Source organism: Paractinoplanes atraurantiacus, from assembly GCF_900215205.1.
GTDB lineage: Bacteria > Actinomycetota > Actinomycetes > Mycobacteriales > Micromonosporaceae > Actinoplanes > Actinoplanes atraurantiacus.
On record NZ_OBDY01000016.1, the window covers coordinates 51,640 to 76,271 of the forward strand.

Consider the following 24,632-nt stretch of genomic DNA (forward strand, 5'->3'; position numbering starts at 1 on the left):
TCGGCCGCCGCGTCTCCACGGCGGCCGATCGTCGCGTCAGGACTGGCTGCGCGGGCCGTCCGGCGCCAGCGTGTCGATGAACTCGTGCGGGCCGTGCACGTCGGTGTTCTCGCGTGGCGTGCCGGCCTTCAACGTGGACACCGCTGCCTTGCCGGCGACGGCGGCCACCTGGGCGTAGGCGGCCTCGCTCAGCGCGTACGCCACCCGGTAGTCATGTTTGGCGAACGCCGCCTTGGCCACACCGAGCAGGGCGTCCGCCTGATGCAGGCTCGTGCCGGCCGGGACCGTCGCCGCGAGGCGGTTGGCCGCCTCCCAGTAGGCGGCGGTCAGGAAACGGTCGCTGTTGTCCCGGTCGAACTGGCTGAAGTCCCAGTTCACGTCGATGTAGCTCATGATCGTGTTGTTCTCGTCGCCGGCCCAGGCGTAGAAGAACGCGCCCACCGGCTCGTAGGCGACACCGGTCTCGCTGTCGTAGCCGTCGTGCGGATGCGACATGCCCAGGTGGTGGCCGACCTCGTGGATCTGCGTGGTGGTCAGGCCGTATCCGGACTCGACGATCTCCGGCGAGATGAAGGTGAAGACGTACGTCTGGTCGCCCGTCACGTAGTCCTCGTCGGCGAAGCCCAGCGCCGGCGAGCCCACGTCCGCGCCCACCGCGTAGTTGAAGACCGGGAGCTCGTAGTCGACCCGGCCCTGGTCGTCCCGCGTACGGGCGAGGTTCTCCCGGTTGTAGAGGTAGAGGTTCGCCCACGCCGGATATCCGGTCTCCGGGTAGCAGCTCTCCTCCTCGAGCAGGCCGGCGTAGCAGGCCGCGGCCCCGGCGTCGTACGGCAGATCCTGGCTGTCGAAACTGAATTTGTTGCGCCACCGCAGCTCACCGAGCTCGCGCAGGAGCAGCCCCGGCTTCTGATAGCGCGCGGAGGCGTCGACGCCCGGCCACCCCTCGTACGTGTTGCTGTCGATGTCGATCGTCTTGGGCGGCTCCGGCGTGGGCAGCTCGACCGGGTAGAGCGGCGAACTGGTCATGAGCAGGTTCAGAGCCACGTAGCGGGTGATCTTGCCGAGGTCGCCGGCGAGCGCGCCCGGCGCACGGTAGCCGCCCGGCGCGTACTCCCAGACCGGCGGCATCCGGTAGTCGGCGACGCCGTCGCCGTCCACGTCGGCGTTGGTGATGTCGTAGTTGCCCGTCCACGACTCCGGCCCGGCCGAGAGGTCGTGGAACCAGACCCGGCGGGTCCGCCCGAGCCCGGTCTCCTCGTCGTCCGCGGTCGTGCCACCCCACGCGATCATCTTGCGGCTGTCGCGGTTGGCCCCGAAGTCGTAGCCGGTGTCCGGATCGGGCTCCCCCGTTTTGGTGTAGACGTGGAACTTGAAGTCGGGCCGCCCGTACCAGTTCACGAAGAAGATCGTGTTGCGCCGGGTGTCCACGCCCGAGGGCGGGTTCAGCGCGAGCCACTTCTCCACGCTGGGCGCGTCGATGGCGTGGTTGCGCGTGATGGTCTTCGTCCGCTTCGGCTGCGCGTTGTAGGCCGTCTGATATTCGGTCAGCGGCGCCGGTTTCGCCATTTTGGTCAACTGCGAGAAGAACCTGTTCTCGTACGATTCATCGGCGTACCGGAGCTTGTAGTCGTACGTGTAGGTGATGCCCAGCTTCTCCGTGACGCCGTACGGGAGCCGCGAGCGCACCACCGGCTCGTACTTGCGGGCGAGCTCCTTGGTGAACGCCGCCCGCCCCGGCTCGTAGCCGACGAAAACGACGTTGACCGGCACCTTCTCGGTCAGGCGAGGCTGACCTCCAGGATCGAGGAACTGATATCTGTACGAGGGCGACGCCGCCCCCGCCGGAGTGGCCGACGCACCGACGAGCACAGCGGTCAGCGCAACGATGAACACGCTTCTTCGTCTCATCACGCCACCAGACCATCAACAAAGATCGATGGCAAGCGTCACTCTTTCGGTGATGTTTTCCGGCACCCCGCATCCCCGATACCAGCTTTTCCCAGGTCGGCGCCTCACCGCACCGCACCGGCCGTTTGTACCGGCCGCTATAACGGTTCGCATGGAGGCCATCGACCAGCTCAGCGACGACAACCCCGCCGCCGCCCAGCTCCTGTGCGTGTGCGCCGTCCTGCATCCCGCGCCCCTGCCCGTCGAGGTCCTCACGCCGGGCCTGCCCGCACTGCCCCGCCCACTGGGCGCCGTCGCCCCGTCGTCGTTGCCCGCGGTGGTCGAAACCCTGACCACCCACGGCCTGGCCGCCTCGGACGCCACCGGCGTCACCATCCCCGACCAGGTGCGCGACGCGGTCCGCGACGACCTGGGCCCTGACGCCGTCCGCGTCTGCCGCTCCTACGCCGGCACGCTGATCGCCGCCGCGGCACCGGCCGAGGTGGAGAACCCGGAGACGTGGCCCCGCTGGGCCGCCCTGGCCCCGCACCTGATCGCCGCCGACGCCGCCCACAGCTCCGACCCGGCCCTGCGCTCGGCCGCCCACCGCCTGGTCGCCTCGCTCCTGCACCGGGGCAAGCCCCGCCCCGCCCGCACGATAGCCGCCGAGCTCCACGCCGCCTGGAGCGCCGACCTGGGCCCCGACCACCCCGACACCTTGACCGCGGCCCACGAGCTGGCCCGGGCCCTGCTGGCCGCCGGCGCCCTGCTCCCGGCTCGAGCCCTCCTGGAGGACACCGTCAACCGCATGATCAACGCTCTCGGGCCGTCCCACCCCCAGACTCTGGCCACCGCCGCCACCCGCCGCGGCGCCCTGCTCCGCCTGGGCGGCGCCCCTGGGAAGACCCTCCACCGCCACCCCCGTCGCCGCACCTGACATGCGATGGCTTCACGCAGTGGTGGCGGCAACCGTGTTGACCGCCACCGGGTGCGGCGACGCGGAGCCGGCGGCACCGGTGCCGGCCGCCGTCACTTCGCCTCCGCCTCCGCCTTCGCCGTCACCATCACCGTCTCCGTCGACTCCGGCACTGTGGCCCACCGCCGTCGTCGCGGCCATGCCACCGGCGATGGCGAGCCGATACGAGGCGCGGCTGGCCGGCTCCTACGACGCCGACACCCTCGAAGAGCTTCCCGTGTACGTCTGCGTCACCCTGGCCGTCAACGGCGGCCAACCGCTGTCCTGGCCGTACGAGGACCAGGTGAAGGGCGACGTCGCCACGGTCATGTCCCGCGCCGACGACTACGCCACCCAAACCTCCGCCGGCGTGAAGGTGTACGCCGACCACACCGTCCGAGACGACGCCGAGTACATCGATCGTCTGGCCATGGACGACACCGCCCTGGTGCAGCTGTCACTGGAGCACTTCTGCCCGGAGATGACCGCGGCGTGGAAGACCTTGCAGCCGGCGGTCCACGCCGCGGCCACACGCGCCGCCGAGGACGAGTACAACCAGACCCACCCCGCGAAGCGCTTCCCCGACGGCCGCTACACCGTGGGGACCAAGGCGGGAATGGTCCTGCCCGGCACCTACCGCCTGAAGGGCCCACTGGCCGACTGCTATTGGGAGCGCTCAACCCCCAGCGGCGAGAGCATCGAGAAGAATTTCGTCACGAACGCCCCCTCCGGTGTGACGGTCACGATCCGCGCCGGCGAGGGTTTCACCTCACGCGGCTGCACCAACGACGACAACAGATGGACGAGGCCCTCATCATCTGGCTGACCCGGCAGTCGCGGGTCGACGAGGGGGCCGGCGCGGTCGTCCCCTCATCATCGATCGCGGGCGGCTCGGGCGGGAACCGTGGCTACGTCGCGGCGCAGGTACAGGGCGGCTATGCCGCCGGCCGGGATCAGGAGCCAGCAGGAGATCAGGCGGTAGATGACCACCGCGGCGGCGGCCGTGGCGGCGGTGGCGCCGGCTGCGGTCAAGCCCGCCACCAGGGCGGTGTCGATGACGCCGACGCCGCCGGGGGTCAACGGGACCTGGCGGACGATCTGGACGCCCAAGTAGATGCCGGCCAAGGTCATGACGCCTACCGGGAGGCCTACCGCGCGGCATGTCGCGGCCAGGCACAGGAGGTCGGTCAGCCAGTTGACGGTGTAGTAGAGGACGCCGGTGATCCACTCGCGGGAGCGCAGGGCCGCGCCGGCGCGCCAGGCCTCGGCGGCCGCGGTGAGCAGTTTGCGGGCGTACACCAAAATCTTGTTGCCGGAGCGTGTGCGGCCGGAGTCGGGGCGCGGTGGGCGGTGCATGGCGCGGCGGCCCAGGATCACGGCGGTGGCGGTCAGGGCGATCAGGGCGGCCACGACGATCAGCGGCTGGGGGGTGGCCAGCAGGTCGGGGTCGGTCGTGAGCAGGGCGGCGCCGAGGACCACGTAGAGCAGGGCCAGGCCGCCGATCGAGGTCAGGCCGGAGACGATCATCGAGGCGGCGGCGATCTCTTTGGTGGCGCCGGTGCGGACGTACTGGCGGCCGGCGTAACCCGCGGAGACGGCGGCGCCGGCGGGCATCGAGATGGAGATGGCCGTACGGGCCAGCGTGACCGCCAAAGCGAAGCGGGCCCGGATGCGTACCCGGAAAGCTCTCAGCAGTTGACGTTGTTGCCAGGCGAAAGCGCCGATCGAGACGGCCTGAAGGGCCACGGCCAGGGTGACCCACCAGTAGTCGGCGCCGGTCAAAGCGCCCAGGAAGTCGCGGGGATCGGGGAAGCGGCCGCGCAGGCCGTAGGCGGCCAGGGCGACCGCCGCGACGAGGATCAGTGGCAGGCGCAGGCGCGGCCACCAGCGCCTCCGGACACCGGCGGGCGGGGCCGCGGGGTCGGGCCGCAGCTCGGACCGGGTAGGAGACACGGGCCGATCCTGGCAAACGCGATCAACCCGCGGCTACCTGCTGTGATCTAGTCGCCGGAGATGCCGAAGAAGTACAGCTCGCTCGGAGTGCCGTTGTCGTCGTGCAGGACGGCGACGCGACCGCTCCACCGCGGGCCCACCAGCTTGTCGAGTTTTCCGGTGTGTGCCCGAGTGGGTTTTTCGGTGCCGGTGGTCGCGAGCGCCTCCTCGGCCGTGACCGGGACGATCGTGCCGGTGCGGCCGTGCGCGCCGTCGACCACGCGGTCGACGTCGAGGATCGAGTGGGTTCCGCACTCACGGACAGCTTCCTCGTTCCAGAGTTCGTCCGTGGTGCGCGGGCGATCGGGGAAATCCGCGGCCGACTTGCCGAACTCGCCGGGCACCGCCCACCAGTAGTCACCCTCAGCGAAGACCCGGTCGCGGAGCGCGTTCAGCGCCGCGTTCAGATCGGGTTGGTAGTCGGTGTAGTAGTCCCAGCCGGATGCGCCCACGGGCCGGAACTGTAGATCATGGGAGCGGGGCGGCGCCGCCCCGCTCCCACTAGAGGATCAGCAGCGGCCGAGGTCCTGCCACTGGTCGGTCCAGCCGGGCTCCGAACCCTGCGTCCAGTACTTGGCGCGCCACAGGTGGACGCCGTCGCCGGACTTCGGGCCGTTCGGGTCGCCGTAGCGGCTGCGCTCGTGCTTCACGAGCTTGCCGCCGGTGTAGATCGTGCCGATCGCCCAAGCCGGGGCGTCGGAGCAGTTGGTCGCCGGAGGAGGAGTGGTCGTGGGCGGGGTGGTGGTGGGAGGGGTGGTCACGGGAGGAGTCGTCGGCGGCGGGTTCGAGCAGGTCCCGGTGCCGGCGACCGTGTCGACGAAGGTGTTGCCGGCGGTGCGGTAGCCCGAGGCCCGCGAGGTGGCCTGCGACGGCGAGAGCACCTGGTTCTTGGCGAACAGGACCCAGTCGACCTGCTCGATGTACGTGCTGAGGCCGCCTGTGTGGGTCGCCGTGTCGATGAACCACAGGTTCCAGTTGATGGTCATCGTCTGGCGCGGGTAGAACTTGCCCGAGTGATCACCGACCTGCACGCCGTCGATGAAGTACACGATGTGCCCGTTGGCGACCTGCGCCACCAGCTCGTGCCAGCCGTCCAGGCTCGAGCGCTGCTCCGAGTGCACGTTGTCGGCGTACCAGGGATCGTTGCGGTAGGTGTACCAGCTCGTCTGGTAGTTGATCGGGCCGGTCTCGCCCCAGCCGCCGTTCGGCAGATATTCGGAGATGTCCAGCTCGCTGTAGGTGGGGTCGAGATCGCCGTTGAGCGGGCTGATCGTGAAGAAGGTCTGGTTGATGTGGTCGCCGTCGTTGCCGCTGACCGGCGCGTCGGTGAACCGGATGCGGGTGGCGTAGGTACCGTCGAGATACCGCTTCTGCGTCGAGTAGAGCTCGGCGTGGTTGGTGCCGGCACCGGTGCCGTCGGTCGAGGCGGTCAGCTGGAGCACCTTCTGGCCGCCGGAGGTGGGGAAGGTGATGTTGTTGGGCGACCAGTTGGCGCCGGGCACGCCCGGTCCGCCCTGGTAGCTGCGGGGCGTCCAGCCGTTGGCGGTCAGCGCCGGGTCGGCCGAGGTGCTGTAGTGGAAGTCGTCGAACAGGTAGCCGCAGTCGGCGGCCTCGGCGGGTCCGGAGGAGAGGGCGACGGCGCCCGCTCCGGCCAGGACCCCGGTCAGAATTGCCGCCAATCTCTTCTTGAGCATGGAGTAAGGCCTCCTGGTAACGGGGGGATCACGGACCGCGCCGGCGGTCATTCCGGCGCGGGTGTGCCGTTGTGGAACGCGGTCATCCCGGCTGACCCGCGAGGCGGCCAAACCTCACACCGGGAAAGACCGGGCTTATGCCGTACGGCGGATGCGCCCGGCGTACCGGGCTTCCATCGCCGCGTTGTGCTCCTTACCGCCGGGCACGTTGTCCGACAGGTAGACCGGCGGTGTCACGCCCGCGTCGATCAGGCGGGCCACCACCTCGGTGACGATCTGCTGGGCCAGCAGCGCCGCGGTGATCGACGAGACCGCCCCGACCGCGCCGCCACCGGGGAGCGGCAGGGCGGCGTCGCCCTTGGGGGCGCCGTTGTCGAGGACCACGTCGGCGATGTCGCCCAGCTTGCGTCCGCTGGGGTGCCGGGAGTCGACGCCGGCCGAGTGCTCGGCCGAGGTGATCGCGATCAGCGGGTGCCCGCGCTCCTTGACCAGCAGCGCCATCTCGACGACGGCGCCGTTGATGCCGGAGTTGGAGGCGATGACGAACGCGTCGTCCGGCTTCACCGGGGCCAGCTCGTAGAGCCGGTGGGCGATGTCGGTGCGCCGCTCGACCGTCGGGTCCTGCAGGACCGAGAGCGGTTCACCGCCGTACAGGACGACGTCCCGCAACGCGATCCGGTTGCTGGGGACCAGGCCGCCGGCCCGTCCGGCGATCTCCATGGCGAGCGCCTCGGAGTGGCCGCACCCGAACGCCTGGATCACCCCACCGGCTCGTACGGAATCAGCAAGGATCTCCGCCGCCTGCCGGACGCGCCCCGCCTGGCCGGTGCCGACCCGCGAGATCGCGGCTTGGATCTTCTCGAGGTAGTCACTGCTGGTCAGGCTCACGGTTGTCCTTTCGCACGCCCGCGCTTGCGGGTGGGGTTCTTCTCGGGCAGGCGATGGGCGTCCACCGCGCGGACCGTCACTTCGAGGGCTTCGGCCGTACGCTCGTACGTGCGCTGGGCGACCGCGACGTAGATGAGGTCGAGCACGAGCAGTTGCGAATGCAGCGCCGACAGCGCGGCGAGGCGGAAGGTGGTCTCCTGCACCGCGGTGGTGAAGACGATGTCGGCCACCTCGGCCAGCGGCGACCGCCCGAAACTGGTCACGGCGACGGTGAGCGCACCGTGGTCGGCCGCCTCGGCCAGGGTCTCGATGACCTCCCGCGTGCGGCCGGAGTGCGACAGCCCGATCGCCACGTCGCCGGGCAGGAGCAGGGCGGCGTTGGTCAGCGCGGTGTGCGAGTCGGTGCGATGCCAGACGGGCACCCGGATGCGCTCGAGCCGGAACGCCATCTCCCGCGCGGCCGTGCCGCTGCTGCCGAGCCCGAAGATCTCCACCCGCTGCGCGCCGGCGATGGTCTGCGCGACCCGCTCGACGGCGCCGACGTCGAGCCCGGCCGCGGTGCTCTGGATGGCCCGGGTGTCGGCCGCGGTGACCACGTCGAGCACGTCGGTGAGCGGGTCGCCGGGCGCGATGTCGCCGGAGATGTCGGTCTCCCAGCGGGCCTGCTCGGCCCGCCCGGTCTCGGTGGCGATGGCCACGCGCAGGTTGGCGTAGCCCTTGAAGCCCAGCGTGCGGCTGAACCGGGTCACCGTCGCGGTCGAGGTGCCGGACCGCTCGGCCAGGTCGACGATGCTGGCGTGGGCCGCCGTCTCGGGATCGGCCAGGATCGTCTCGGCGATCCGCGCCAGGGCCTCGGGCAGCTGCTGCCCTTCGGTCCGCAGGCGTCCCAGCAGGCCACCGCTCTCACCGCTCACGTCGGTCATCCTTTTCATCGTTGCCGTCTGCCGATGAAAATTACGACCGCGAGAGCTTCTAGTCAATAACTCTCTTCTATGTTTCGATGAGAGCCTCAAGCCGGGAGACGAGCTCGACATTCTGCGGGCCGTCGGCGGCTCCGGATTCCGTCAAGGTTCGGAGGGCGCTGGAGGCATCTGCCGAGGAGAAGGTCGCGGCGTCCATCAGGTCACGGATGATGGAGCGCACGCGGAACGCGGAAAGCCGGTGCGCGTTGGCGCGCAGAGAGTCGAGCATCAGGTGAGCGATGTGCCCGCTCGCGGCCGGCGTGTCGATAGCGGCGAAGAGCGCGTCGGCGTAGGCGGCGTCGAGCTCCTGCGGCGACTCGGCCAGCCACATACGGACGAGGGTGTTCGCCACCGAGGTGTGGAACCACTCGTCCGGCGCGGAGAACTGGGTCAGCGCCGCAGGCATCCGCCGGATCATCGGCTCCAGGGCGTGCAGCAGCAGGTCGTCGCTCAAACGGTTGGTCAACCGCATCGACCGCACCGCGGGCGGCAACTCGACGGCGGCGGTGAAGGGCAGGTCGCTCCGCTGGGATTCCATGCCGTTCATCCAGTAGACGTTCAACCCGTCCGGGAGGTCTCTCGTCCAGTCCAGCGCCAGCTCGAGCACGATGTCACGGCGCCCGTCGCGCCAATCCCGGGTGACCTTGAGGACCTCCATGGCGTCCATCCACATGCCGCCCGGCACGGCCGCCTGCCACTGCAACGCCGAGTTGCGCAACCAGGCCGCCGGATCCTTCGCGCGGCTGAACAGGCCGGACGCGCGCAGCTCGCCACCACAGGCCAAGGTCAAAATCATGAGGTTGTACGAGTATGTGGCCATCCAATGGTCGGCGCGCTTGCCGATCGGCTGGTAGCGGCTCGGCACATAGTGCGGCTGGGTCACCGCCTCGGCCGTGCGGCCCGCGAGCCAGACGCGCAGCCGGTCACGGTCGGCACCGTCGAGCAGCCCGGCGAGGAACGGCAGGACGGTGGCCCGCGCGGTCAGCGGCGTGAAACCGAGCAGCGACCGCAGCAGGTCGTCGTCGTTCGCCGCGCCCAGGCGCAGCGGGAGCGTGCCGGCCGCCTCCCGCGCCTCGGTGTCGCGCACGGCCTGCACGACCAGCCGGGCGACCAGGTATTCGCCGAAGGTCGCGTGCAGGAACTCGTACGTCGCAAGCGTTTGACCGTCTTGGAAGGCCTGCGCCCGCTGAATGAAGAAGAACCGCCCGACCACCTCCTGCCCGGCGGTGAGAGGGCTGCGGAACGCCTCGGTGCGGCCGGGCCGCGAAGGCGTGATGCCGAGGCCGGCGAGGTCGTCGTCGAGCTCGCGCTCGGTGACCCACAGCCGCAGGCGATGGAACATGGCGAAGGCGACCACGGAGAGCCGGAGCAGTTCCTGCTGCACGAGCCCGGCGACGACGGCGTCGGGCTGCCCGGCGTGGACCCGGCGCACCTCACGCTCGGCGAAACTCGTCAGAAGCCGCTCGTAGAGCTGCCCGTCGTCGAGGGTGGCGGCGCCGTCCTGGAGCGCGCTGTCGGTGGCGTCGTAGAGGGCGAGCATGAGCAGCAGAAGAGGTTGCTCGGCCAGCGCCCGGAACCGCAGGACGACATCGGCGGTCAGCGGCTTGAGCCGCGCGTTGGTGCGGTTCCAGACGGCCAGCCAGCGCCCGATCTGCGCGTCGTCGAAGGGTTCGAGCCGCACGGCGAGCGCCCCGGACGGCAGGCGGGCCCGGTCGGCGACGGCGACCCGGGTGGTGACCAGCACCGCGACCGGGCGGCCGAGCCGCGCTTCGCGCTCCTGGAACTTGGCAACCTGCTGCAGGTAGTCGGACTGGTGCAGCCCGGTGGCCTGAAGCAGCTCGTCGAAGCCGTCGAGCAGAATCACCGGCAGGGCCGCGTCCCGCGACAGCTCGGCCCAGGAGACGGTCTCGCCGACCTCCCGGCGCAGGGCCAGCTCGATCTGGTCCTGCACGCCGGCTTCGGCCGGCACTTCCCGCAGCGGCACGCGACAGGCGAAGAAGTCCCCCGCCGGCAGCCGCCCGGCGAGAATCCGCGTCAGCGACGACTTCCCGGCCCCCGGCTGACCGAGCAGCAGCATCGGCGCCTCAGCGGCCTGCGTGGTGGTCAGATAGGCGGCCAGGAAGTCGGCTAAGTCGGTGCGCACCTCGGCCCCGCTCCACCACTTCTCATCGGCGGGCCGGGCCCCCGGCCCGGCCGACCTGACCCGGAAACGCGGATCGAGATAGGCCGCCCCGAGCGCCGGCAGAAGCACCTCCCCCGCATCCCCACCGAGCACCGGCCGTTCGAGGTCGGCCCGATAGGCCGTCGCCAGCGCGTCCCGATGCCGCCCCGGATCCCGCCCCGAACCAGCGAGGAGCAGCAGTTCTTCCAGCCGCTTCAGCCCGCGGGCGGTGGCCGGCGCGCCGTCCGAGTCACCCCAGAGCCCAAACTCGGGAACCTCCACGGCGAGCCGCCGCCGGACCGCATCACATCGGGCGACGACACGCTGGTCGAGCCCGGACACCTGACAACCCAGATGCGAGGCCGAGGCAAAGACCCAGTTCTTCAGTTCGCTGTCGTACGGCAGATCAGGCCCCGGCAACGGAACAGGAACCGGAACGAGCCGCTCGATCAGCGTGCCCTCGCCCTCCACCAGATGGGGCGGCCCATCCAGCTCTTCGAAGAGCGCGGCCACCACCAGCACGACATGAGCAGCTTGAAGCCGAGCACTGCGTTCGTGCCGCCCGAAACCACGCACAGACTCAGCGATCCCACCAGCCACCCACCCACCGTGCCGAACCACACCGACCCGAACGTCTCGCGGGCCGGCGCCCTCCCCGAACGGCTCCGGCCCACCCAAAATCGCCACAGCACCGGCATAGGTAAGTCGAGAGGGCATCGCTCCATGATGGCGTAACCGCCCTGTACCTGCGCCGCGACGTCGCCCACCCCTGATCGACAGTCGCGGCGCAGGCTCTCCAGGGCGCGCTAGAGCAGATGGAGGGCGACGTCGTAGGCGCCGTACGCCTCGGGAATCCGGGTCACCACCACGGCGTCCATCTCCCGTGCTTCGTGGACCACCTGGCCCACCATGATCGGCCCGATGAGTGCCGGCTGCATCGGATAATGCTCCAGCCGGGCCGAGGCGATGCTGCCCGCTTCGAGGGCACCGAACCAGCTCAAGGTCTGCTCGGTGAGCCCGGAAATACCGAAGAAGTACTGCCACATCTTGTCGGAATACCGGAGCGCGGCTTGCGCCTCGGCCACCGCGAGGGCGGGCATGGTCAGTGCTTCCTCACCGACTTGGGCTTTCTCCAACAGCTTCATCAGCTTCGGGTGCCCCGCGAACATCTCGACGACCGCGGAGGCGTCGAGTATGCGCGGCGCCCGAGTGGCGTTCATGCGGCGTTCTTTGCGTTGCGGCGGGCGATGATTTCGGCGAGTCGCGCATCCGCCGCGTCTTGCTCGGCCTCGAAAGCGTCCCACTCCTCTCGTGTCCAGGGGCCGGGCTCGGGCAGGCCGACTGCCGCGGCGAAGTCTTTGACGGCTTGGGACGGGTAAATGAATTCAGGGGTGTCATTGACCATGCCGGGCATAGTAACGGGACTAGTAGTCCCTTGACATCCACCCGTACGAGTGAATCGCTCAGGCCGGGCTCATCAAGCTCCACAGCACCTGGGAGCTTTGCACGGCCAACGCGACACGCTCGCCGCCGATTGGGGAGCCGAAGCGGTGGACCGCGTCGCAGGACCGGTTGCCGGCCCAGCCGTACGTGACCGGCAGCGCACCGAGCCGCCGCCGGAGGTCATCGAGAGCGCCCACTTCCAGCGGCTGATCGAAGTCGGCCTCCGACGTGTCGTCACTCCAGAGATCCGCGTCCCAGGCGCAGGCGAAGGTGTAGTCGGAGAATCGGTCGGCATAACGCTCCCGCGACGCGCACGCGTAGTCCTCGGGGTCGACGAGGAACACCGGCGGGTCGTCGTCGGCCGCCGCCACTTCCACGACCCATCGGCAGCAGAACTGGCTGTCGGTCTCCAACAGCAGGAATCCGGCCTCGAGGAACCGCATGTCAACGTCCGCGAGCCGCGGATAGAGGTTGGAACCGACCGCCGCGAGCCGCCGGTCACCGCCGCGCCGAAACCATTCCCTCACGGCCGCCGGGAGTCTCGTCCCGGCGTACGCCTCCAGTTGGGCCACGTCGTTCTCGACATCGGCCTCGCCGAGAATCGTGAAGGCCGCCCCGTTCCACACGGGTGGGATCATGCCTCATAGCTGAGGAAGCATTGGGCAGCAGGCACAACACGCGCGAGGTCGTGCACGTAAGCGACACGGTTCGGCGGCCCGGGCGCGGGCGGACCACCGATCATTCAAGCCAGCGGGACGAGGCGGCCTATGCCAGTTGCGGCCGGATCCTCCGCGAGTTGCACGATCGGACCAGCGGGAGCGCGCTGACCGGCGGGCAGGAGTGCGTGATCCACGAGCGGCGGAGTTACTCGAGGCCTTCCCGTGAGATCGGGGGGCCGATCTGGAAGTCGCGGAAGGTGGCTTTCAAGCCGGCGCGCTCGGGGGAACAGCACATCACGCCCACGTCGACCGTGGTGGGGAGGTTCAGGTGGCCCAGGCGCAGCAGGTGCCATGGGCTGTCGCCGTTGCGGTAGTGGACGGCCAGGGCCGCGCCGAAGCGGGTCACGCGCATGGTGACCTCGCCGGTGAAGTCGGGGACCGGGGTCATGGAGACGTCGGAGTAGTCGCGGGTGACGACCGTGCTTATCTGTACGGCGCCTGACGTCACCTCCAAGCCCGCCTTCAGCCAGATGCGCTCGTCGGCCCTGACCATCAGGCCGGCCTGGTCGAAGCGGACGGCGTGCTCGGCCGAGACGACAGCGCGGGCGGTGAAGTCGCCGGTCGCGGGCTGGTGGTAGAAGTGGCCGTTGTCGGTGGTCCAGTCGTAGAAGGTCTCGCGCCAGAAGTCGGTTTTGAGCTCGGTGACCGCCCGGATCACGCCGTCGTCCACCGACCACTCGCGCGGCTCGTTCAACCACTTCATGACGGTGAGCATAAATGGGATGCGGGCGGCGGGTGGCCCGGGCATCATGCGGGGACGCAACGCCGACAGGAAGGAGGGTGCCGTGATTTCCGCACGCATACCGATGCCTGGGAGGCTTCGTTGTTGTTCCGCACCATGGCCGAGGGGGATCTCGGCCGCGTTCTGAAGTGTCTCGACGACCCGTCCCGTTTCGAGCGGCTGTTCGAGGCCACCAGCTACCGTCCTGACTGGACCTGGGTCGCCGCCGACGGCGACGAGATCAAGGGTGTCGCCGTGTGGTGGGGCTTTCCCACCAGTGAGCGGCCCCTCGCCCTCGACACCTTGTGGGCGGCGCCCGACGTGGATGATCCGGTGGGCCTCTGGGCCGCGCTCATCCGCAGGATGCCGCCGCCGTTCGAATACCACCTGTTCACCTCGCCGGGGCGAGAAAAGGCGCCCGAGGTCACCCTGCGGCTGGCCGCCGCCGAGCTGGCCGGGCTCGGCGATGTCAACGAGCGGCTGCGCTACCAGTGGACCGACGACGACCCGCTCCCCCGGCGCTCGACCCGGCTGACGTTCGAGCCGGAGCCGGACGACGAGGAGTTCGCCGCCCTGTTCGCCGCGATCGCGGAGGACAGCCTCGACGTCGCCACCCGGGAGGGTGTCGCGCGGCTGGGCGCTCTGGAGCATTCCCGTGAGGACATCGCCCTCTACAAGCAGATGCGCGGGCCGCGCGACCAGTGGCGCGTCGCCTTCGACCAGGACGGCCAGGTCGTCGGGGCCGCCCTGCCCAGCGCCAACGACGGCGGGCCGGTGGTCGGCTTCGTCGGTGTAGTGCCGGGGCAGCGCGGCCACGGCTACGCCGACGACCTGCTGGCCGAGATCACCCATGTTCTCGCCGAGGACGGGGCGACCTGCATCCGGGCCGACACCGACAAGGTGAACAAGCCGATGGCCGCGTCTTTCGAACGCTGCGGCTATCAGGTCTTCGCCATCCGGATCGTCGCGTCGTTCCCACCCGGCGAAGTCGCGGGCTCGTGACCGCCGGATCGATCTCGCTCAGGGGAGTCACAGGGTTCTGAGCGCAGACTCCAGGACATGACGGATGGGGTGCGGGTGCCGCCTCGCTGGGTCGTCACGACCGCGTGGCGGGTGCATCGGGGGCTGTATCGCGCGAGCGGTGGCCGGTTCGGGTTGCGGCGGCCGCGCCCCGGCCGTTATGGGATGTTCCGGCTCACGACGGTGGGGCGGCGCAGCGGGCAACAGCGCAGCGTCATTCTGGCCTACCTCGAGGACGGCTCGTCGGTGGTCACGCTGGCCATGAACGGCTGGGGCGACGGCGAGCCGGCCTGGTGGCTCAATCTTCGGGCGCACGAGACGGCGTACCTCCGAACGCCCGATGGCGAACGGACCGTGACCGGACGCGCAGCGATGGGCGCGGAACGCGACCGCCTGTGGCACCGGTGGCGTGAGCTCGATCCTCGGCTGGACGATTTCGCGGCGCTGCGGACGACGGAGACCGCGGTGGTCATCCTAGAAGCGAAAGAAGACTGACGACGCGGGGATCGGAGATCGCCGACGGCTGGTGCACCACGTGATAGGTGACCGGCGGCAGGTCCTTGACCGGGATGCCGGCCAGGCCGCGCGGCACCGGCACGCAACCGTTGACGACGGCCAGGCCGGCGCCCAGGGCAACGAAATGCGTGATCAGCGGCCAGCCCTCGGCTTCGACCGCGACCGTCCACGCGGCGCCGGCCGTGCGCAGGGCCTGTTCGAGCATGACGCGCTGCGGGCGATGCTGGGGCGGCACCACCAACGACTCCCCGTCCAGGTCACGCAGCCGGATCGAGCGGCGCCGGGCCAGCCGATGGCCGGACGGGACGAACAACATCTGAGGAAAAGACGCCAGTTCCCGTACGGATAAATCGGGCGGCAGGACGTCGAGAACGCTCACCCCGACGTGGGCCTGGCCGCCCCGTACGGCCGCCAGCATCTGCCGGTGATCGCAGTTGATCAGGCGCAGGGGTGTCGAGGCGAGCGCCGTCCGGATGGCGTCGCCGAGCAGGTAGAGATACGCGCCCTGGCCGGCGGCCAGCACCACCGGCCGTTGCGCGGGCGCGCCCGCGAACTCGGCCAGGAACGACGCCAGCCGCTCGTCCTGGCCGCGGGCGAACCTCGCCACCGCCTCCCCGTCGGCGGTCAGCACGAGCCGGCGGCCCTCGCGACGGTACAGCGGGCGGCCCAGCGACTCCGACAGCTTGCGGATCTTCACGTGCAGAGCCGGTTGCGAGATGTGCAGTTCCTCGGCCGCACGCGTGAAGTTGAGGTGGGCGGCGAACACCGCGAACGCCGTCAGATCCATAGCGCAGGACTATAGCCGGGCGCAGAGAAATAGTTCCGCCCTAATATCTGAGCCCGCACGCTGAGTGGCATGAGACGACTTGGTGTAGACATCGGACGAGTAATCATCGACGGAGTCGGCGACCCCGCCGCGATGCCGGGGGCACCGGCGGTGCCGGGCGCCTTCGAGACCTTGCGACGGCTCGTGCCGCTCTTCGACCAGGTGTGGCTGGTCTCGAAGTGCGGCGAACGGGTCCAGCGGCGCACCCGGCAGTGGCTCGACCAGCACGACTTCGCCGCGCGCACCGGCATCCCCCGCGACCACCTGCGCTTCTGCCTGAGGCGGCCGGACAAGGCGATCCACTGCGCCGAGCTCGGCATCACGCACTTCATCGACGACAAGCTCGACGTGCACCAGGCGCTGCGCGGCGTCGTGGCGCACCACTACCTCTTCGGTCCGCAGCGCGCCACGCCGCCCTCGTGGGTGACGCCCGTGAAGGACTGGGCCGAGCTAAGCGCCAGGATGGACGACGACCTTCACGCCCGTACGGGAAGAAGCCGTTGACATGGCATTTTCGACGTCGCCGAGCGGGAAAGTGTGTGACACCAACGGTTTCAGCGACACCAGGCCCCGCTCGGCGAGGTCGATCGCGCGGGGATAGACCTCGCCCATCCGCCGCACCATCACCAGCGTCAGGCCCTTGCGCCGGGCGAGCGCGGCGCTGAACGTCGTCCGGTCGCCGTCGGGGATGCCGACCAGCACGACCCGCGCGCCCGGCCGGGCCAACCGCAACGACGCCTCGACCGCACCGTCGGATCCGGACACCTCGAAGACGACGTCGGCCACGGCCTCCGATCCCGCGGGCTCCGCGCCGAGACTTTCCGCCGCCTTCTGACGATGAGGAAGAGGATCGCTTGCGAGTACGCGCGTAGCACCACCCAAATGCGCGAGCTGCACCAGCAGAAGGCCGATCGGGCCGCAGCCGACCACCGCCACCGTCGACGCCATCCGCAGATGGCTGAGGTCCATCGCGTGCAGGGCGACACCGAGCGGCTCCAGCATCGCGCCCTCGTCGTCGGAGAGCCCGTCCGGCAGCCGGTGCAGCCGGTGCGCGGGCCAGGCCATGAACTGCCGCAGGCCGCCGTCGCAGTCGCCGTGCCCGGCGAAGACGATCCGCGTGCACAGGTTCGGATGTCCGGCGCGACACTCCTCGCAGGTCTCGCACGGGATCGCCGGATCGATCGCCACCCGTACGCCGTCGTCGGCCCCGCCCCTGATGACACCGGCCATCTCGTGGCCCAGGACGAGCGGGCGCGGCAGCACCGCGTCGCCGATGCCGCCCTCGGTGAACCAGTGCAGATCGGAGCCGCAGATGCCGACCGAGGTCACCTCGACGAGCCGCTCACCATCGCCCGGAACAGGGCGTTCTTCCTCATGCAGCCGGATCTCGCCGGCACGGTGGAGACGAGACACGATCACGACCCGAACGTAACACCGCAACGGTGTATCGCGAACCGGCGGTGAACCCGGGATGATCGACGGCATGTCTTCCACCGACCTCCTGGCACCGGGCGGCGTCACGCACGTCCCCGGCGTCTACGACCCGGCCAGCGCCGCGCTCGCCGTGCGGGCCGGCATCCGCGCCGCGTACCTGTCCGGCGAGGCGATCGCGGCCACCATGCTGGAACCGTCCACCGTCTCGGCGACCCAGATCGCCGACCGCGCGGCGGTCCTGGGGTCGTTCCTGGGGGGTGTGCCCCTGCTCGCGGACGCGAACGTGGGCTTCGAGGATCCGGACGCGGCGGTGTGGGCGGCCCTGTCCTACCAGCGAGCGGGCATCAGCGGCATCGTGCTGAACGAGGGCTCGCCCCTGCGGGTGGCGGCGGTGAAGGAACGCGCCCCCGGCGTCCTGGTGATCGCCACAGCGCCGGGCGACACCCTCGGCGAGATCATCGCCCGCTGCCGTGCCCTCGCGTCGGCCGGCGCGGACGCCGTCCTTCCGCTCGGCGCCCGCGAGACGGACTTGAGGTCGCTGCACGCGGCCCTTCCCGACGTACGCCTCGTCCTGAACCGCACCGAGGGCGCAAGCGGAGGCGGCCGCCATCTGAGCGACGCCGAGCTGGCCGCCGCGGGCGTCATCCTGGTGTTGCACCCGCTGACGGCGGTGCTGGCGGCTTTGCGGGCCGCTTCGGTCGCGTACCACGCCTTGACCGTTCCACCCACCGCGACCGGATCCGAAGCACTCACCGCCGGCGCGCCCGGCCCCGCTGCACCCGGCACCGCTGCCGCCGATCCCGCTGCGGCTGGCCCCGCGACGCCCGGTCTCGCTGTACCCGGTTCCGCCGTACCCGGTTCCGCTGCGTCCGGTCCCGCTGCGGCCGGGGCCGCCGGCCCCGCCCAGGCGACCAGCCCCGCGGCTTTCGCGCCGGATTTGTCCGCCCTGACCATTCCGGCGGCTCGGTCCGCGCCGGGCTCTCCGGTCGAGGCGGTCGAGGCGGTCGACCAGATAGACCTGATGCCGCCGGCGGTCCTGGCCACGTTGGCGCCCGGCCGCCCGGCGAGCTTCCTCCCGGAACCCGTTACCCCGCTGCCCGCGCCGCGGCCCGCGGTGGCGCCGACGCCTTTCGGCGCCCCGGCCTTCGGTTCGCGGGACGATCGTCCCTGGGCCGCCGCCGTCGAGCCCGCCGAACGCCCCTGGGACGCCGTCAGCCAGCCGGATGAACTACCGGCGTCCGACTTCGACCAGCCCCGGTCCGGTGATCAACCCCGGCCCGGTGTCGCCCCGGCCCAGCGCCCGGGTGCCACGGCGTCCGGCCGCACGTGGACGAGCATCGCCCGGGAGGTAAGCCGCCTCGGCACCTGAGCCAGCGTCGCCCGCACAAGGCAGCTCTCCGCCCGCACAAGCCCCCGCGGGGCGCGAAAGCCGTCCGCCCCGCACAAGCCCCGCGCGGCACGAAGGTCGTCCACGCACCTGCGGCAGCAGACGGAAATGCCCGCGCGAGCGCACAAGCACTCGCGCGGGCACTCCGATCGGCTGTCAGCTGCGGGAGCGCGGCAGGCAGCACTTCTTGTACTTCAGGCCCGAACCGCACCAGCAGGCGCCGTTGCGCTCCGGCGGCCACGGGATCTGGTTGGTGCCGCCGGCCAGCCGGTTCGCGTAGCCGCCGCGAACCTGCGGGTCGGCCGGGTCGCCGTCGGCGCCGGCGAACCCGGTCAGCCCCGACACCGTGCCCGGCAGCACCGCGAGCCCCGTGCGGCCCGCCCCGGTCAGCCGGACCAGCTCCTTCTCCAGGTGGGCCCGGTGCTCGTCCCAGTTCGCCCCGTACGGCTCGGACAGCGCCGGCCACTTCTCCAGCAGCTTCTCCAGCTCCGCCTTCGGCCAGAACAGCAGGTCGTCGGCGGGCGTTCCGGCCGGGCGGGCGGCCGCGTTGGCCAGCCGGGTCTCGAGCCGGTCGGCCAGGTTGTCGTGGTGGTCGTGTTGCAGGCCCAGCGCGTGGCGGGTCCGGTGCCGCTGCTGGAGCAGGAAGAACAGCTGGCCGGCGTCCTCGGCGCTGGACGGCTCGGCGGCGTCGCCCCGCCCGGCCAGCACCTCGTTGAGCGCCTCGGTCAGCCACTCCTCGGCCACCCGGTCGCGGCGCCCGGCCGCGAGGGCCGCGCCGACGTACGCCGGGGCGTCCCCGTACTGCGTCAGGAAGGGCCGCAGCGGCTCGAGCGCGGCGATCGCCTCGTCGTCGCGGCCCGTCCGGAACAGCACGCGGGCCAGCAGCGCCTTGGCGCCGGCGGCCTGGTTGTCGTCCCGCGTCCCGAACGCTTCGACGGCCCGTTCCGCGTACCGCAGGGCCGCGTCGAGCTTCCCCCGGCTCTCCGCGATCTCGGCCGCGAGCGCGAGCGCGTACCCCGCGTCGTCCTTGTCGGCCAGCTTCCCGGCCTCGGCCGCTTCGGCGAGCTCGGCCGCAACACCCAGCGGATCGGCCGCCCCCAGGGCGCTCTGCCGGATCTCAGTAAGGTCTGCGCTGGTCAGATCGGCTTTAATTGGCACGCCGTCACGGTACAACTTCCCGCGGACTCATGACTGTTGATCTGGGTCTCACTCCGGCTTGCGCGCGACCGGCCACGGTGACGCGCTTCCACCGTCCCTGGACCGCGCCTCCTACTATCCGGACCGGAGCTGACAGGGGACGGATGATGCGACGACATTCCGGTCGGTGGGTGGTGGCGGCCGTGTTCGGGCTGGTCGCTCTCGGCTGTGCGCGGCCGGGCGCCGGCGACGGCGACTCCTCCCCGCTCGTCACCGCCACGCCGTCACCGCCCGCTTCGGCCGCTTCCCTGCCGCCGGACGGCGCGGACGCTCAAGCCCAGCCGCCGGGCGACGGCGCTCCGCACCAGGCCGAGAACAACGGCTGGAAGCAGCGCCACGACCTCACCGCCGAGGAGCAGCGCACCGGCGACGCCCTGGCCGCCCGCATCCGGCCGAAGCTCACCGCCCTGCGCTCCGCCGGCGACTTCGCGCCCGCCTCCACCCAGCGGGCCCTGCTGAGCCTCGGTCTCGACGCCGACCAGGTGCAGGTGACCACCATGCGCGCGCCGATCGGGGAGTCCGCTCCCCCGCCCGGTGCCGTCTTCGCGGTTCACTTTCCCGAGGCGGGCTGTGTGATCGGCGACGTACGCCCCGAACGCCTCCAGATCGAGGTGACCGGCGCCGCCGCCGAGTTCGGCTGCCTGGAGCCGTTCTCCCACTGACTCGCCCCGGGACAGCCAACCGATGATCCACATGCCATGCTTGCCGCATGGTGAACGCCGGCCTGAGCACACGATCGGGTCGCCTGTGCGCGGGGATCGCCGGGGCCGGGGTGCTGCCGTGGATGCTGTTCCACGTCGCGCTCCATGTCGTTCTGCTGGCCGCCGGCTCGATCGGCGCCCAGTTGCCCGACACGTTCCGCACGGTCGGCGACAACGTGGTGCTCGGCCTGTTCGGGGCGTACGTCGTCTCGTACGTCCTGGTGCCCTTGACCGTTGTCCTTCTCGCGTTGCTGAGGCTGGGCAAGGAGCTGCGGTGGTACTGGTTCCGGGTCGTCGCCCTGGTCCTGTTCAACCTGCCGGATCTGCTGTTCCTCGGCGCCGGCACGCCCTGGATCTTCCCGATCGTCAACTCGGCTCTCGCACTGCTGGTGATTCAGCCCCGCTGGCGGCTCTAGAAGTCGACCGCCGTCAGCCAGCGCGAACCTGGCGCCGGCCGGTAGCCCCAGGCGACCAGCTCGCGCACGACCGCCGGCATGTGCGCGGCGCCGAAGACGACGGCCACCTCGGCGTCCTCGGCGGAGAACTCGCCGTCGATCTCGCGAAGGGCCCCGATCAGCAGTTCGTCGCGCTCGGTCATGACCTTGCGGTGCATGAACTTGGGCCACATCGCGACGTCGCTGTCGTCGTCGATGTCGAGCTGACGCCCGGTGAGCCACTCGCGGCCGTGCAGCGCCATGTCGACGGCCAGGGCCGGGGTCAGCAACGCCACGTCGAGCCAGGTGTCGCGGGGTAGCTCGCGGTTCGGCCCGGCCTCCAGGCCGGGCACCGCGTCCGGGAAGATGATCGGCACGCCCAGCGAGGCGTAGTCGATGTCCTGGTGCACCAGGTCGCGGCCGGCCCGCTGCCGGGTCAGCTTCATCGCCGCCACATAGGCGTATCCGGTCGAGCTGGGCCCGTCGTACTGCTCGGCCACCACCGCCACGCACGGCTTCAGCCGCTCGTGAATCGCCCGGTAGTAGTCCGGCCGCCCGATGTGGATGGTCGGAACGACCACGAACTTGAGCCCGCCGGCCCGCCGCCGGAACACCGTGATCGACGTCCGGATCCCCACGACGCTCATCTCGGTCAGCTGCACTCCACCAGGGTAGGAACACCGGGCCACCGCGCTCCCGTGCAACACTGCCGACCGTGAGCTGGACGCTGTTCGTGATGCCGCTGCACGGTCTGGAGCACTCAGCCGAGTTGACCCGCGCCGCGCCACCGGCTTTGCCGTTTCCCGCGGCCGCTGACGTGCTGGAGGTCTTCCGGGTGGCCGGCTGCCACGGCACGAACTGGTTCCGAGTCCTCGGCGAGGAGCCCGGATCCCGGCTGCCGGAGTGCCCCAGCCCGAGCGCCTGCGCCGCGACGGGCGGCCTGGACCTCGGCGAGGTCACCCTGCGCTCGGCCGGCGGCCGGTCCGATCTCGCCGCGAGCACTCCGGTCGAGATCATCAGCTTCCGAAAGCCGTACCCGCTGGCGGTTCTCACCGCCGCCTGCGCCCTGACCGCCATTGCCGGCTCTCAGGTGGTCTTCGACCAGGACGGCGGGGACGCCTTCGTCATTCAGCCCGGCGAAGAGGTCCAAGCCCTGACCGCCGGCTGGCCCTGGTGATCCCCGGCGGCCGTCATCCGGCGACGGCCAGGAACTCCGAGTAGAACAGGCCGAGGCCCACGGCCACCGAGATGCCGGCCACGATCCAGAACCGGACCACGATGTTGACCTCGCTCCATCCGGCCAGCTCGAAGTGGTGGTGCAACGGCACCATCCGGAAGACACGCCGGCCGGTGGTCCGGTACGACACGATCTGGATCACCCAGGTGACCGTGATGAGGACGAAGAGACCGCCGATCAGGATCGACAGCAGGGTCGTACGGGTCGCCACCGCCAGCCCGCCGATCAGGCCGCCGAGCCCGAGCGAACCCACGTCACCCATGAAGATCCGCGCCGGTGACGTGTTCCACCACAGGAAGCCCACGCAGGCGGCGGCCGCCGCGGCCGCGATCATCGCGATCTCCAGCGGGTCCCGGACCTGGTAGCAATAGTCGTTGGCCCGGGCGTACGCCTCGTCACCGCACCAGTGCCGGTACTGCCAGAAACCGATCAGCGCGTACGCGCCCAGCACCAGGATCGACGCGCCCGTGGCCAGCCCGTCGAGCCCGTCGGTCAGGTTGACGCCGTTCGACATCGCCGTGATCACGAAGACGAACACCATCACCGAGCCGACCTTGCCCACGTCCAGCCAGCTGATGTCGCGGATGAACGAGATGTGCTCGCTGGCCACGGTCTGCCCGTTGGTGCTGGCGAAGTACAGCGCCACGATGCCGAATCCGGTGCCGACGATCGCCTGCCCGAGCAGCTTGCCCTTGGCCGACAGCCCGTCCGAGTTGCGCCGGCGCACCTTGAGCAGGTCGTCGAGGAAGCCGACGACACCGCAGAACACGAACAGCCCGAGCAGGACGAGGGCCGTCATGGTCGGCCGTTCCTGGGCGATCTGCCGGTCCGGCAGGGTGGTCAGGGCGAAATGCCCGGCCACGTACGCGAAGACGGTCGCCACGATGATCGTGACCCCGCCCATCGTGGGCGTGCCTTTCTTGCCCTGGTTGCTGGCCAGCCCGAGCCCGCCCCGGATCGGCTGGCCCGCCTTCAGCGCGGTGAACACCCGGATGGCGAGCGGCGTGGCGAACAGCGAGATGAGGAAGGCGACCGCCGCCGCGATGATGACCGCCCTCACGAAACCAGCGCCTGACGAACGTCCTTCACGAGATCATCGGTCACAGGGCACGAGCTTGCCATCCGGGAGCAAGCGCGTTCAACTTCAGTCGAGCTCTTCGAAGAGCGTGATGTGCAGGTCACCGGGCGTGTCGAGGCGCGCGTTCAGGGACCGCCACGGCGTTTCGGTGGGCGGCGCGACGAGTCCGGCGCCGGCTTCAACCGATTCGGCCGTACGGCGGTTGACGTCCCCGACCTCGAACGCGATCCGGAACCGCGGCGCCACCGCCCGCCCCACCTCGACCTCGTCGACGTAGCGGCGGTGGGCCGGATTGGCCAGCTCCAAGGTGGCCCGCCCCGCTTCGAGAATCATGACCCGCTCGTCCCCGTCCCCGCTGAAGGCCGCTTCCTCCCCCAGCCCCAGCGTGTCGCGAAAGTAGGCCACGGCCGCCTCGAAGTCCTCGACCTCGACGATCAGCCGCATCTGCCGCGCGCCACCCCGCCGCTTCGGATCCTCATCAGTCATGCCGCCACCTTCACGCATCGAACGCCAGGCAGCAACAAGTCAAAGCCGACGTTCGCCTTCGGCCGGGCACGTTCATGGGACGGGCTGAACCTGAACGAGGATCATCCAATTGTCGCCATCGACGCGGCATGTCGCCCGGACCCGGTAGGTGCCCGGTTGCAATTCCACTACGAGGTGGTTGTCGGCCTCCAACTCCGTTCCGGGCCAGGCCGAATCGAACAACACGACTGGCCCGTCCACCGCCCAGCGGACATCTTCATCGGCATCCCACCGCACGCCGTCCCGTACCGCTTGACGTGCAGCACTGACCAGGCCGTCTTCTTCATACGCCGCGGCCCAGCGCAGGAAAAGCCGTTCCGAGGGCAGGTACGTCGTCGTCGCCGGCTCGTCGCCCAGAACTAACGCCTGCTGCTGACCGATGGCGACCAGGCCGATATAGCCGTCGACCGCGCAGGCCCGACCGTAATCTCCCCAATCCCCTGTGGGTCCATCCGTGCTATCAGCACCGGTCCACAGCGAAAGCGCCGACTGAGGAGCGGCAAGCAGCGGTCCGCCACCCGACGAAACCCACGTGTACGGCAACGAACGCCACCTCCCTCGCCGATCTTGCCAGAACATGGCGGACCGTTGTCGGCACTGGAGCGCCGACCGCAAGTTGCGACAGCCAGCGGCCAGAGGACCAGCCCGTACGGACGGTGACACTCGCTCGCGACGGCTCCGCGATGACAGCGGCATGAGAATTCAGGCCTGTCTGATGGTCCACGCGAATGTGGCACGTTTTCTCTCTTACCGCTCCGGCTGGGCTCGCGGGAGAATAACTCATGCGCCAGATACGGGGTCAGATTCAATTGTTCAGCCAGACGCAAATATCTCAATGGCGCGATCGCACCCGGC

At 70.3% G+C, this 24,632-nt stretch carries 27 protein-coding genes; 9 read left to right on the forward strand and 18 right to left on the reverse strand.

The features are described 5' to 3' along the window. Nucleotides 1-36: 36 nt before the first annotated feature. Nucleotides 37-1,908: a zinc metalloprotease gene (locus CRP55_RS30075; protein WP_179855388.1), complete on the reverse strand. Its 1,872-nt coding sequence runs from the start codon at nucleotides 1,906-1,908 to the stop codon at nucleotides 37-39. A 151-nt stretch (nucleotides 1,909-2,059) separates the two neighbouring features. Between CRP55_RS30075 and CRP55_RS30080 the strand changes: the two genes are divergently transcribed. Both CRP55_RS30080 and CRP55_RS30085 read left to right on the forward strand, forming a co-directional pair. Beyond that, nucleotides 2,060-2,824 carry a tetratricopeptide repeat protein gene (locus CRP55_RS30080; protein WP_097323934.1) on the forward strand — a complete coding sequence of 255 codons (765 nt, stop codon included), beginning with the start codon at nucleotides 2,060-2,062 and terminating at the stop codon, nucleotides 2,822-2,824. Nucleotides 2,825-3,014: 190 nt separating this feature from the next. Next, a complete protein-coding gene (locus CRP55_RS30085) occupies nucleotides 3,015-3,668 on the forward strand; it encodes an Rv1352/Rv1906c domain-containing protein (protein WP_143234995.1) in 654 nt (217 codons plus the stop codon). A gap of 47 nt (nucleotides 3,669-3,715) precedes the next feature. On the opposite strand, the gene CRP55_RS30090 is transcribed toward CRP55_RS30085, so the two are convergent. The 10 genes from CRP55_RS30090 to CRP55_RS30135 form a co-directional block, all read right to left on the reverse strand. Next, nucleotides 3,716-4,795 (reverse strand): lysylphosphatidylglycerol synthase transmembrane domain-containing protein, encoded by a 1,080-nt coding sequence (locus tag CRP55_RS30090; RefSeq protein WP_245923475.1) that lies wholly within the window; start codon nucleotides 4,793-4,795, stop codon nucleotides 3,716-3,718. Nucleotides 4,796-4,842: 47 nt separating this feature from the next. Next, on the reverse strand, nucleotides 4,843-5,286 hold the full coding sequence (locus tag CRP55_RS30095; RefSeq protein WP_097323940.1) for a hypothetical protein: 444 nt from the start codon (nucleotides 5,284-5,286) through the stop codon (nucleotides 4,843-4,845). Between the two features lie 57 nt (nucleotides 5,287-5,343). Beyond that, the gene (locus tag CRP55_RS30100; RefSeq protein ID WP_097323943.1) at nucleotides 5,344-6,528 is read right to left on the reverse strand and encodes a glycosyl hydrolase; all 1,185 of its coding nucleotides are present in this window, start codon (nucleotides 6,526-6,528) and stop codon (nucleotides 5,344-5,346) included. A gap of 135 nt (nucleotides 6,529-6,663) precedes the next feature. Continuing rightward, entirely contained in the window at nucleotides 6,664-7,416 is a 753-nt protein-coding gene (locus CRP55_RS30105) for a sugar isomerase domain-containing protein (RefSeq protein WP_097323948.1), read from the reverse strand. Then, entirely contained in the window at nucleotides 7,413-8,330 is a 918-nt protein-coding gene (locus CRP55_RS30110; RefSeq protein WP_097324314.1) for a MurR/RpiR family transcriptional regulator, read from the reverse strand. The genes CRP55_RS30105 and CRP55_RS30110 overlap by 4 nt, the downstream gene beginning before the upstream one ends. 76 nt (nucleotides 8,331-8,406) lie before the next feature. Further along, nucleotides 8,407-11,256, reverse strand: a complete 2,850-nt coding sequence (locus tag CRP55_RS30115) for an NACHT domain-containing protein (RefSeq protein WP_143234997.1) — start codon at nucleotides 11,254-11,256, stop codon at nucleotides 8,407-8,409. Between the two features lie 89 nt (nucleotides 11,257-11,345). Continuing rightward, a complete protein-coding gene (locus CRP55_RS30120; RefSeq protein ID WP_097323953.1) occupies nucleotides 11,346-11,759 on the reverse strand; it encodes a hypothetical protein in 414 nt (137 codons plus the stop codon). Continuing rightward, on the reverse strand, nucleotides 11,756-11,944 hold the full coding sequence (locus tag CRP55_RS30125; RefSeq protein WP_143234999.1) for a hypothetical protein: 189 nt from the start codon (nucleotides 11,942-11,944) through the stop codon (nucleotides 11,756-11,758). Before CRP55_RS30125 ends, CRP55_RS30120 begins: the two co-directional genes overlap by 4 nt. A gap of 58 nt (nucleotides 11,945-12,002) precedes the next feature. Then, the gene (locus CRP55_RS30130; protein WP_143235001.1) at nucleotides 12,003-12,620 is read right to left on the reverse strand and encodes a hypothetical protein; all 618 of its coding nucleotides are present in this window, start codon (nucleotides 12,618-12,620) and stop codon (nucleotides 12,003-12,005) included. A gap of 226 nt (nucleotides 12,621-12,846) precedes the next feature. Further along, nucleotides 12,847-13,404, reverse strand: coding sequence for a DUF1349 domain-containing protein (locus CRP55_RS30135; protein ID WP_245923477.1), 558 nt, complete (start codon nucleotides 13,402-13,404; stop codon nucleotides 12,847-12,849). A 120-nt stretch (nucleotides 13,405-13,524) separates the two neighbouring features. Between CRP55_RS30135 and CRP55_RS30140 the strand changes: the two genes are divergently transcribed. Continuing rightward, nucleotides 13,525-14,424, forward strand: coding sequence for a GNAT family N-acetyltransferase (locus CRP55_RS30140; RefSeq protein ID WP_143235003.1), 900 nt, complete (start codon nucleotides 13,525-13,527; stop codon nucleotides 14,422-14,424). Between the two features lie 57 nt (nucleotides 14,425-14,481). Further along, on the forward strand, nucleotides 14,482-14,937 hold the full coding sequence (locus tag CRP55_RS30145) for a nitroreductase/quinone reductase family protein (RefSeq protein WP_097323966.1): 456 nt from the start codon (nucleotides 14,482-14,484) through the stop codon (nucleotides 14,935-14,937). On the opposite strand, the gene CRP55_RS30150 is transcribed toward CRP55_RS30145, so the two are convergent. Next, nucleotides 14,912-15,745, reverse strand: a complete 834-nt coding sequence (locus CRP55_RS30150; RefSeq protein WP_097323969.1) for a LysR family transcriptional regulator — start codon at nucleotides 15,743-15,745, stop codon at nucleotides 14,912-14,914. The genes CRP55_RS30145 and CRP55_RS30150 overlap by 26 nt on opposite strands. A gap of 69 nt (nucleotides 15,746-15,814) precedes the next feature. On the opposite strand from CRP55_RS30150, the gene CRP55_RS53325 reads away from it, so the two are divergent. Continuing rightward, nucleotides 15,815-16,288: an HAD family hydrolase gene (locus CRP55_RS53325; protein WP_179855389.1), complete on the forward strand. Its 474-nt coding sequence runs from the start codon at nucleotides 15,815-15,817 to the stop codon at nucleotides 16,286-16,288. On the opposite strand, the gene CRP55_RS30160 is transcribed toward CRP55_RS53325, so the two are convergent. Further along, the gene (locus CRP55_RS30160) at nucleotides 16,235-17,203 is read right to left on the reverse strand and encodes a zinc-dependent alcohol dehydrogenase (protein WP_245923478.1); all 969 of its coding nucleotides are present in this window, start codon (nucleotides 17,201-17,203) and stop codon (nucleotides 16,235-16,237) included. The genes CRP55_RS53325 and CRP55_RS30160 overlap by 54 nt on opposite strands. A gap of 64 nt (nucleotides 17,204-17,267) precedes the next feature. Here CRP55_RS30160 and CRP55_RS30165 point away from each other — a divergent pair, with 64 nt between their 5' ends. Next, nucleotides 17,268-18,587, forward strand: a complete 1,320-nt coding sequence (locus CRP55_RS30165) for an isocitrate lyase/phosphoenolpyruvate mutase family protein (protein ID WP_179855391.1) — start codon at nucleotides 17,268-17,270, stop codon at nucleotides 18,585-18,587. 174 nt (nucleotides 18,588-18,761) lie between these two features. Here the strand turns inward: CRP55_RS30165 and CRP55_RS30170 are convergent, their stop codons facing one another. Then, complete coding sequence (locus CRP55_RS30170) at nucleotides 18,762-19,763, reverse strand: SEC-C domain-containing protein (RefSeq protein ID WP_097324320.1); 1,002 nt, start codon at nucleotides 19,761-19,763, stop codon at nucleotides 18,762-18,764. A gap of 146 nt (nucleotides 19,764-19,909) precedes the next feature. Here CRP55_RS30170 and CRP55_RS30175 point away from each other — a divergent pair, with 146 nt between their 5' ends. Both CRP55_RS30175 and CRP55_RS30180 read left to right on the forward strand, forming a co-directional pair. Continuing rightward, nucleotides 19,910-20,464: a DUF6993 domain-containing protein gene (locus tag CRP55_RS30175; protein ID WP_245923479.1), complete on the forward strand. Its 555-nt coding sequence runs from the start codon at nucleotides 19,910-19,912 to the stop codon at nucleotides 20,462-20,464. 47 nt (nucleotides 20,465-20,511) lie between these two features. Further along, entirely contained in the window at nucleotides 20,512-20,919 is a 408-nt protein-coding gene (locus tag CRP55_RS30180) for a hypothetical protein (RefSeq protein ID WP_097323980.1), read from the forward strand. Here the strand turns inward: CRP55_RS30180 and CRP55_RS30185 are convergent. Beyond that, nucleotides 20,916-21,599, reverse strand: coding sequence for a hypothetical protein (locus CRP55_RS30185; RefSeq protein WP_097323983.1), 684 nt, complete (start codon nucleotides 21,597-21,599; stop codon nucleotides 20,916-20,918). The two genes, CRP55_RS30180 and CRP55_RS30185, sit on opposite strands and share 4 nt — an antisense overlap. Nucleotides 21,600-21,652: 53 nt before the next feature. Between CRP55_RS30185 and CRP55_RS30190 the strand changes: the two genes are divergently transcribed. Then, complete coding sequence (locus CRP55_RS30190; protein ID WP_097323986.1) at nucleotides 21,653-22,114, forward strand: hypothetical protein; 462 nt, start codon at nucleotides 21,653-21,655, stop codon at nucleotides 22,112-22,114. Nucleotides 22,115-22,127: 13 nt separating this feature from the next. Here the strand turns inward: CRP55_RS30190 and mraY are convergent, their stop codons facing one another. From mraY to CRP55_RS30205, 3 genes are all read right to left on the reverse strand, one after another. Beyond that, nucleotides 22,128-23,234: a phospho-N-acetylmuramoyl-pentapeptide-transferase gene (mraY, locus tag CRP55_RS30195; RefSeq protein WP_097323989.1), complete on the reverse strand. Its 1,107-nt coding sequence runs from the start codon at nucleotides 23,232-23,234 to the stop codon at nucleotides 22,128-22,130. Nucleotides 23,235-23,318: 84 nt separating this feature from the next. Then, the gene (locus CRP55_RS30200) at nucleotides 23,319-23,738 is read right to left on the reverse strand and encodes a VOC family protein (RefSeq protein ID WP_097323992.1); all 420 of its coding nucleotides are present in this window, start codon (nucleotides 23,736-23,738) and stop codon (nucleotides 23,319-23,321) included. A 72-nt stretch (nucleotides 23,739-23,810) separates the two neighbouring features. Further along, the gene (locus CRP55_RS30205; RefSeq protein WP_245923480.1) at nucleotides 23,811-24,320 is read right to left on the reverse strand and encodes an immunity 21 family protein; all 510 of its coding nucleotides are present in this window, start codon (nucleotides 24,318-24,320) and stop codon (nucleotides 23,811-23,813) included. Nucleotides 24,321-24,632 lie beyond the last annotated feature (312 nt).

Excerpts from the sequence above, each read along its gene's own strand:
- CRP55_RS30075 (WP_179855388.1), bottom strand. The coding sequence starts at position 1,908 with ATGAGACGAAGAAGCGTGTTCATCGTTGCGCTGACCGCTGTGCTCGTC.
- CRP55_RS30080 (WP_097323934.1), top strand. The coding sequence starts at position 2,060 with ATGGAGGCCATCGACCAGCTCAGCGACGACAACCCCGCCGCCGCCCAG.
- CRP55_RS30085 (WP_143234995.1), top strand. The coding sequence starts at position 3,015 with ATGGCGAGCCGATACGAGGCGCGGCTGGCCGGCTCCTACGACGCCGAC.
- CRP55_RS30100 (WP_097323943.1), bottom strand. The coding sequence starts at position 6,528 with ATGCTCAAGAAGAGATTGGCGGCAATTCTGACCGGGGTCCTGGCCGGA.
- CRP55_RS30115 (WP_143234997.1), bottom strand. The coding sequence starts at position 11,256 with ATGCCCTCTCGACTTACCTATGCCGGTGCTGTGGCGATTTTGGGTGGG.
- CRP55_RS30120 (WP_097323953.1), bottom strand. The coding sequence starts at position 11,759 with ATGAACGCCACTCGGGCGCCGCGCATACTCGACGCCTCCGCGGTCGTC.
- CRP55_RS30125 (WP_143234999.1), bottom strand. The coding sequence starts at position 11,944 with ATGGTCAATGACACCCCTGAATTCATTTACCCGTCCCAAGCCGTCAAA.
- CRP55_RS30130 (WP_143235001.1), bottom strand. The coding sequence starts at position 12,620 with ATGATCCCACCCGTGTGGAACGGGGCGGCCTTCACGATTCTCGGCGAG.
- CRP55_RS30135 (WP_245923477.1), bottom strand. The coding sequence starts at position 13,404 with ATGAAGTGGTTGAACGAGCCGCGCGAGTGGTCGGTGGACGACGGCGTG.
- CRP55_RS30145 (WP_097323966.1), top strand. The coding sequence starts at position 14,482 with ATGACGGATGGGGTGCGGGTGCCGCCTCGCTGGGTCGTCACGACCGCG.
- CRP55_RS30150 (WP_097323969.1), bottom strand. The coding sequence starts at position 15,745 with ATGGATCTGACGGCGTTCGCGGTGTTCGCCGCCCACCTCAACTTCACG.
- CRP55_RS53325 (WP_179855389.1), top strand. The coding sequence starts at position 15,815 with ATGAGACGACTTGGTGTAGACATCGGACGAGTAATCATCGACGGAGTC.
- CRP55_RS30165 (WP_179855391.1), top strand. The coding sequence starts at position 17,268 with ATGTCTTCCACCGACCTCCTGGCACCGGGCGGCGTCACGCACGTCCCC.
- CRP55_RS30175 (WP_245923479.1), top strand. The coding sequence starts at position 19,910 with ATGCGACGACATTCCGGTCGGTGGGTGGTGGCGGCCGTGTTCGGGCTG.
- CRP55_RS30180 (WP_097323980.1), top strand. The coding sequence starts at position 20,512 with ATGGTGAACGCCGGCCTGAGCACACGATCGGGTCGCCTGTGCGCGGGG.
- CRP55_RS30200 (WP_097323992.1), bottom strand. The coding sequence starts at position 23,738 with ATGACTGATGAGGATCCGAAGCGGCGGGGTGGCGCGCGGCAGATGCGG.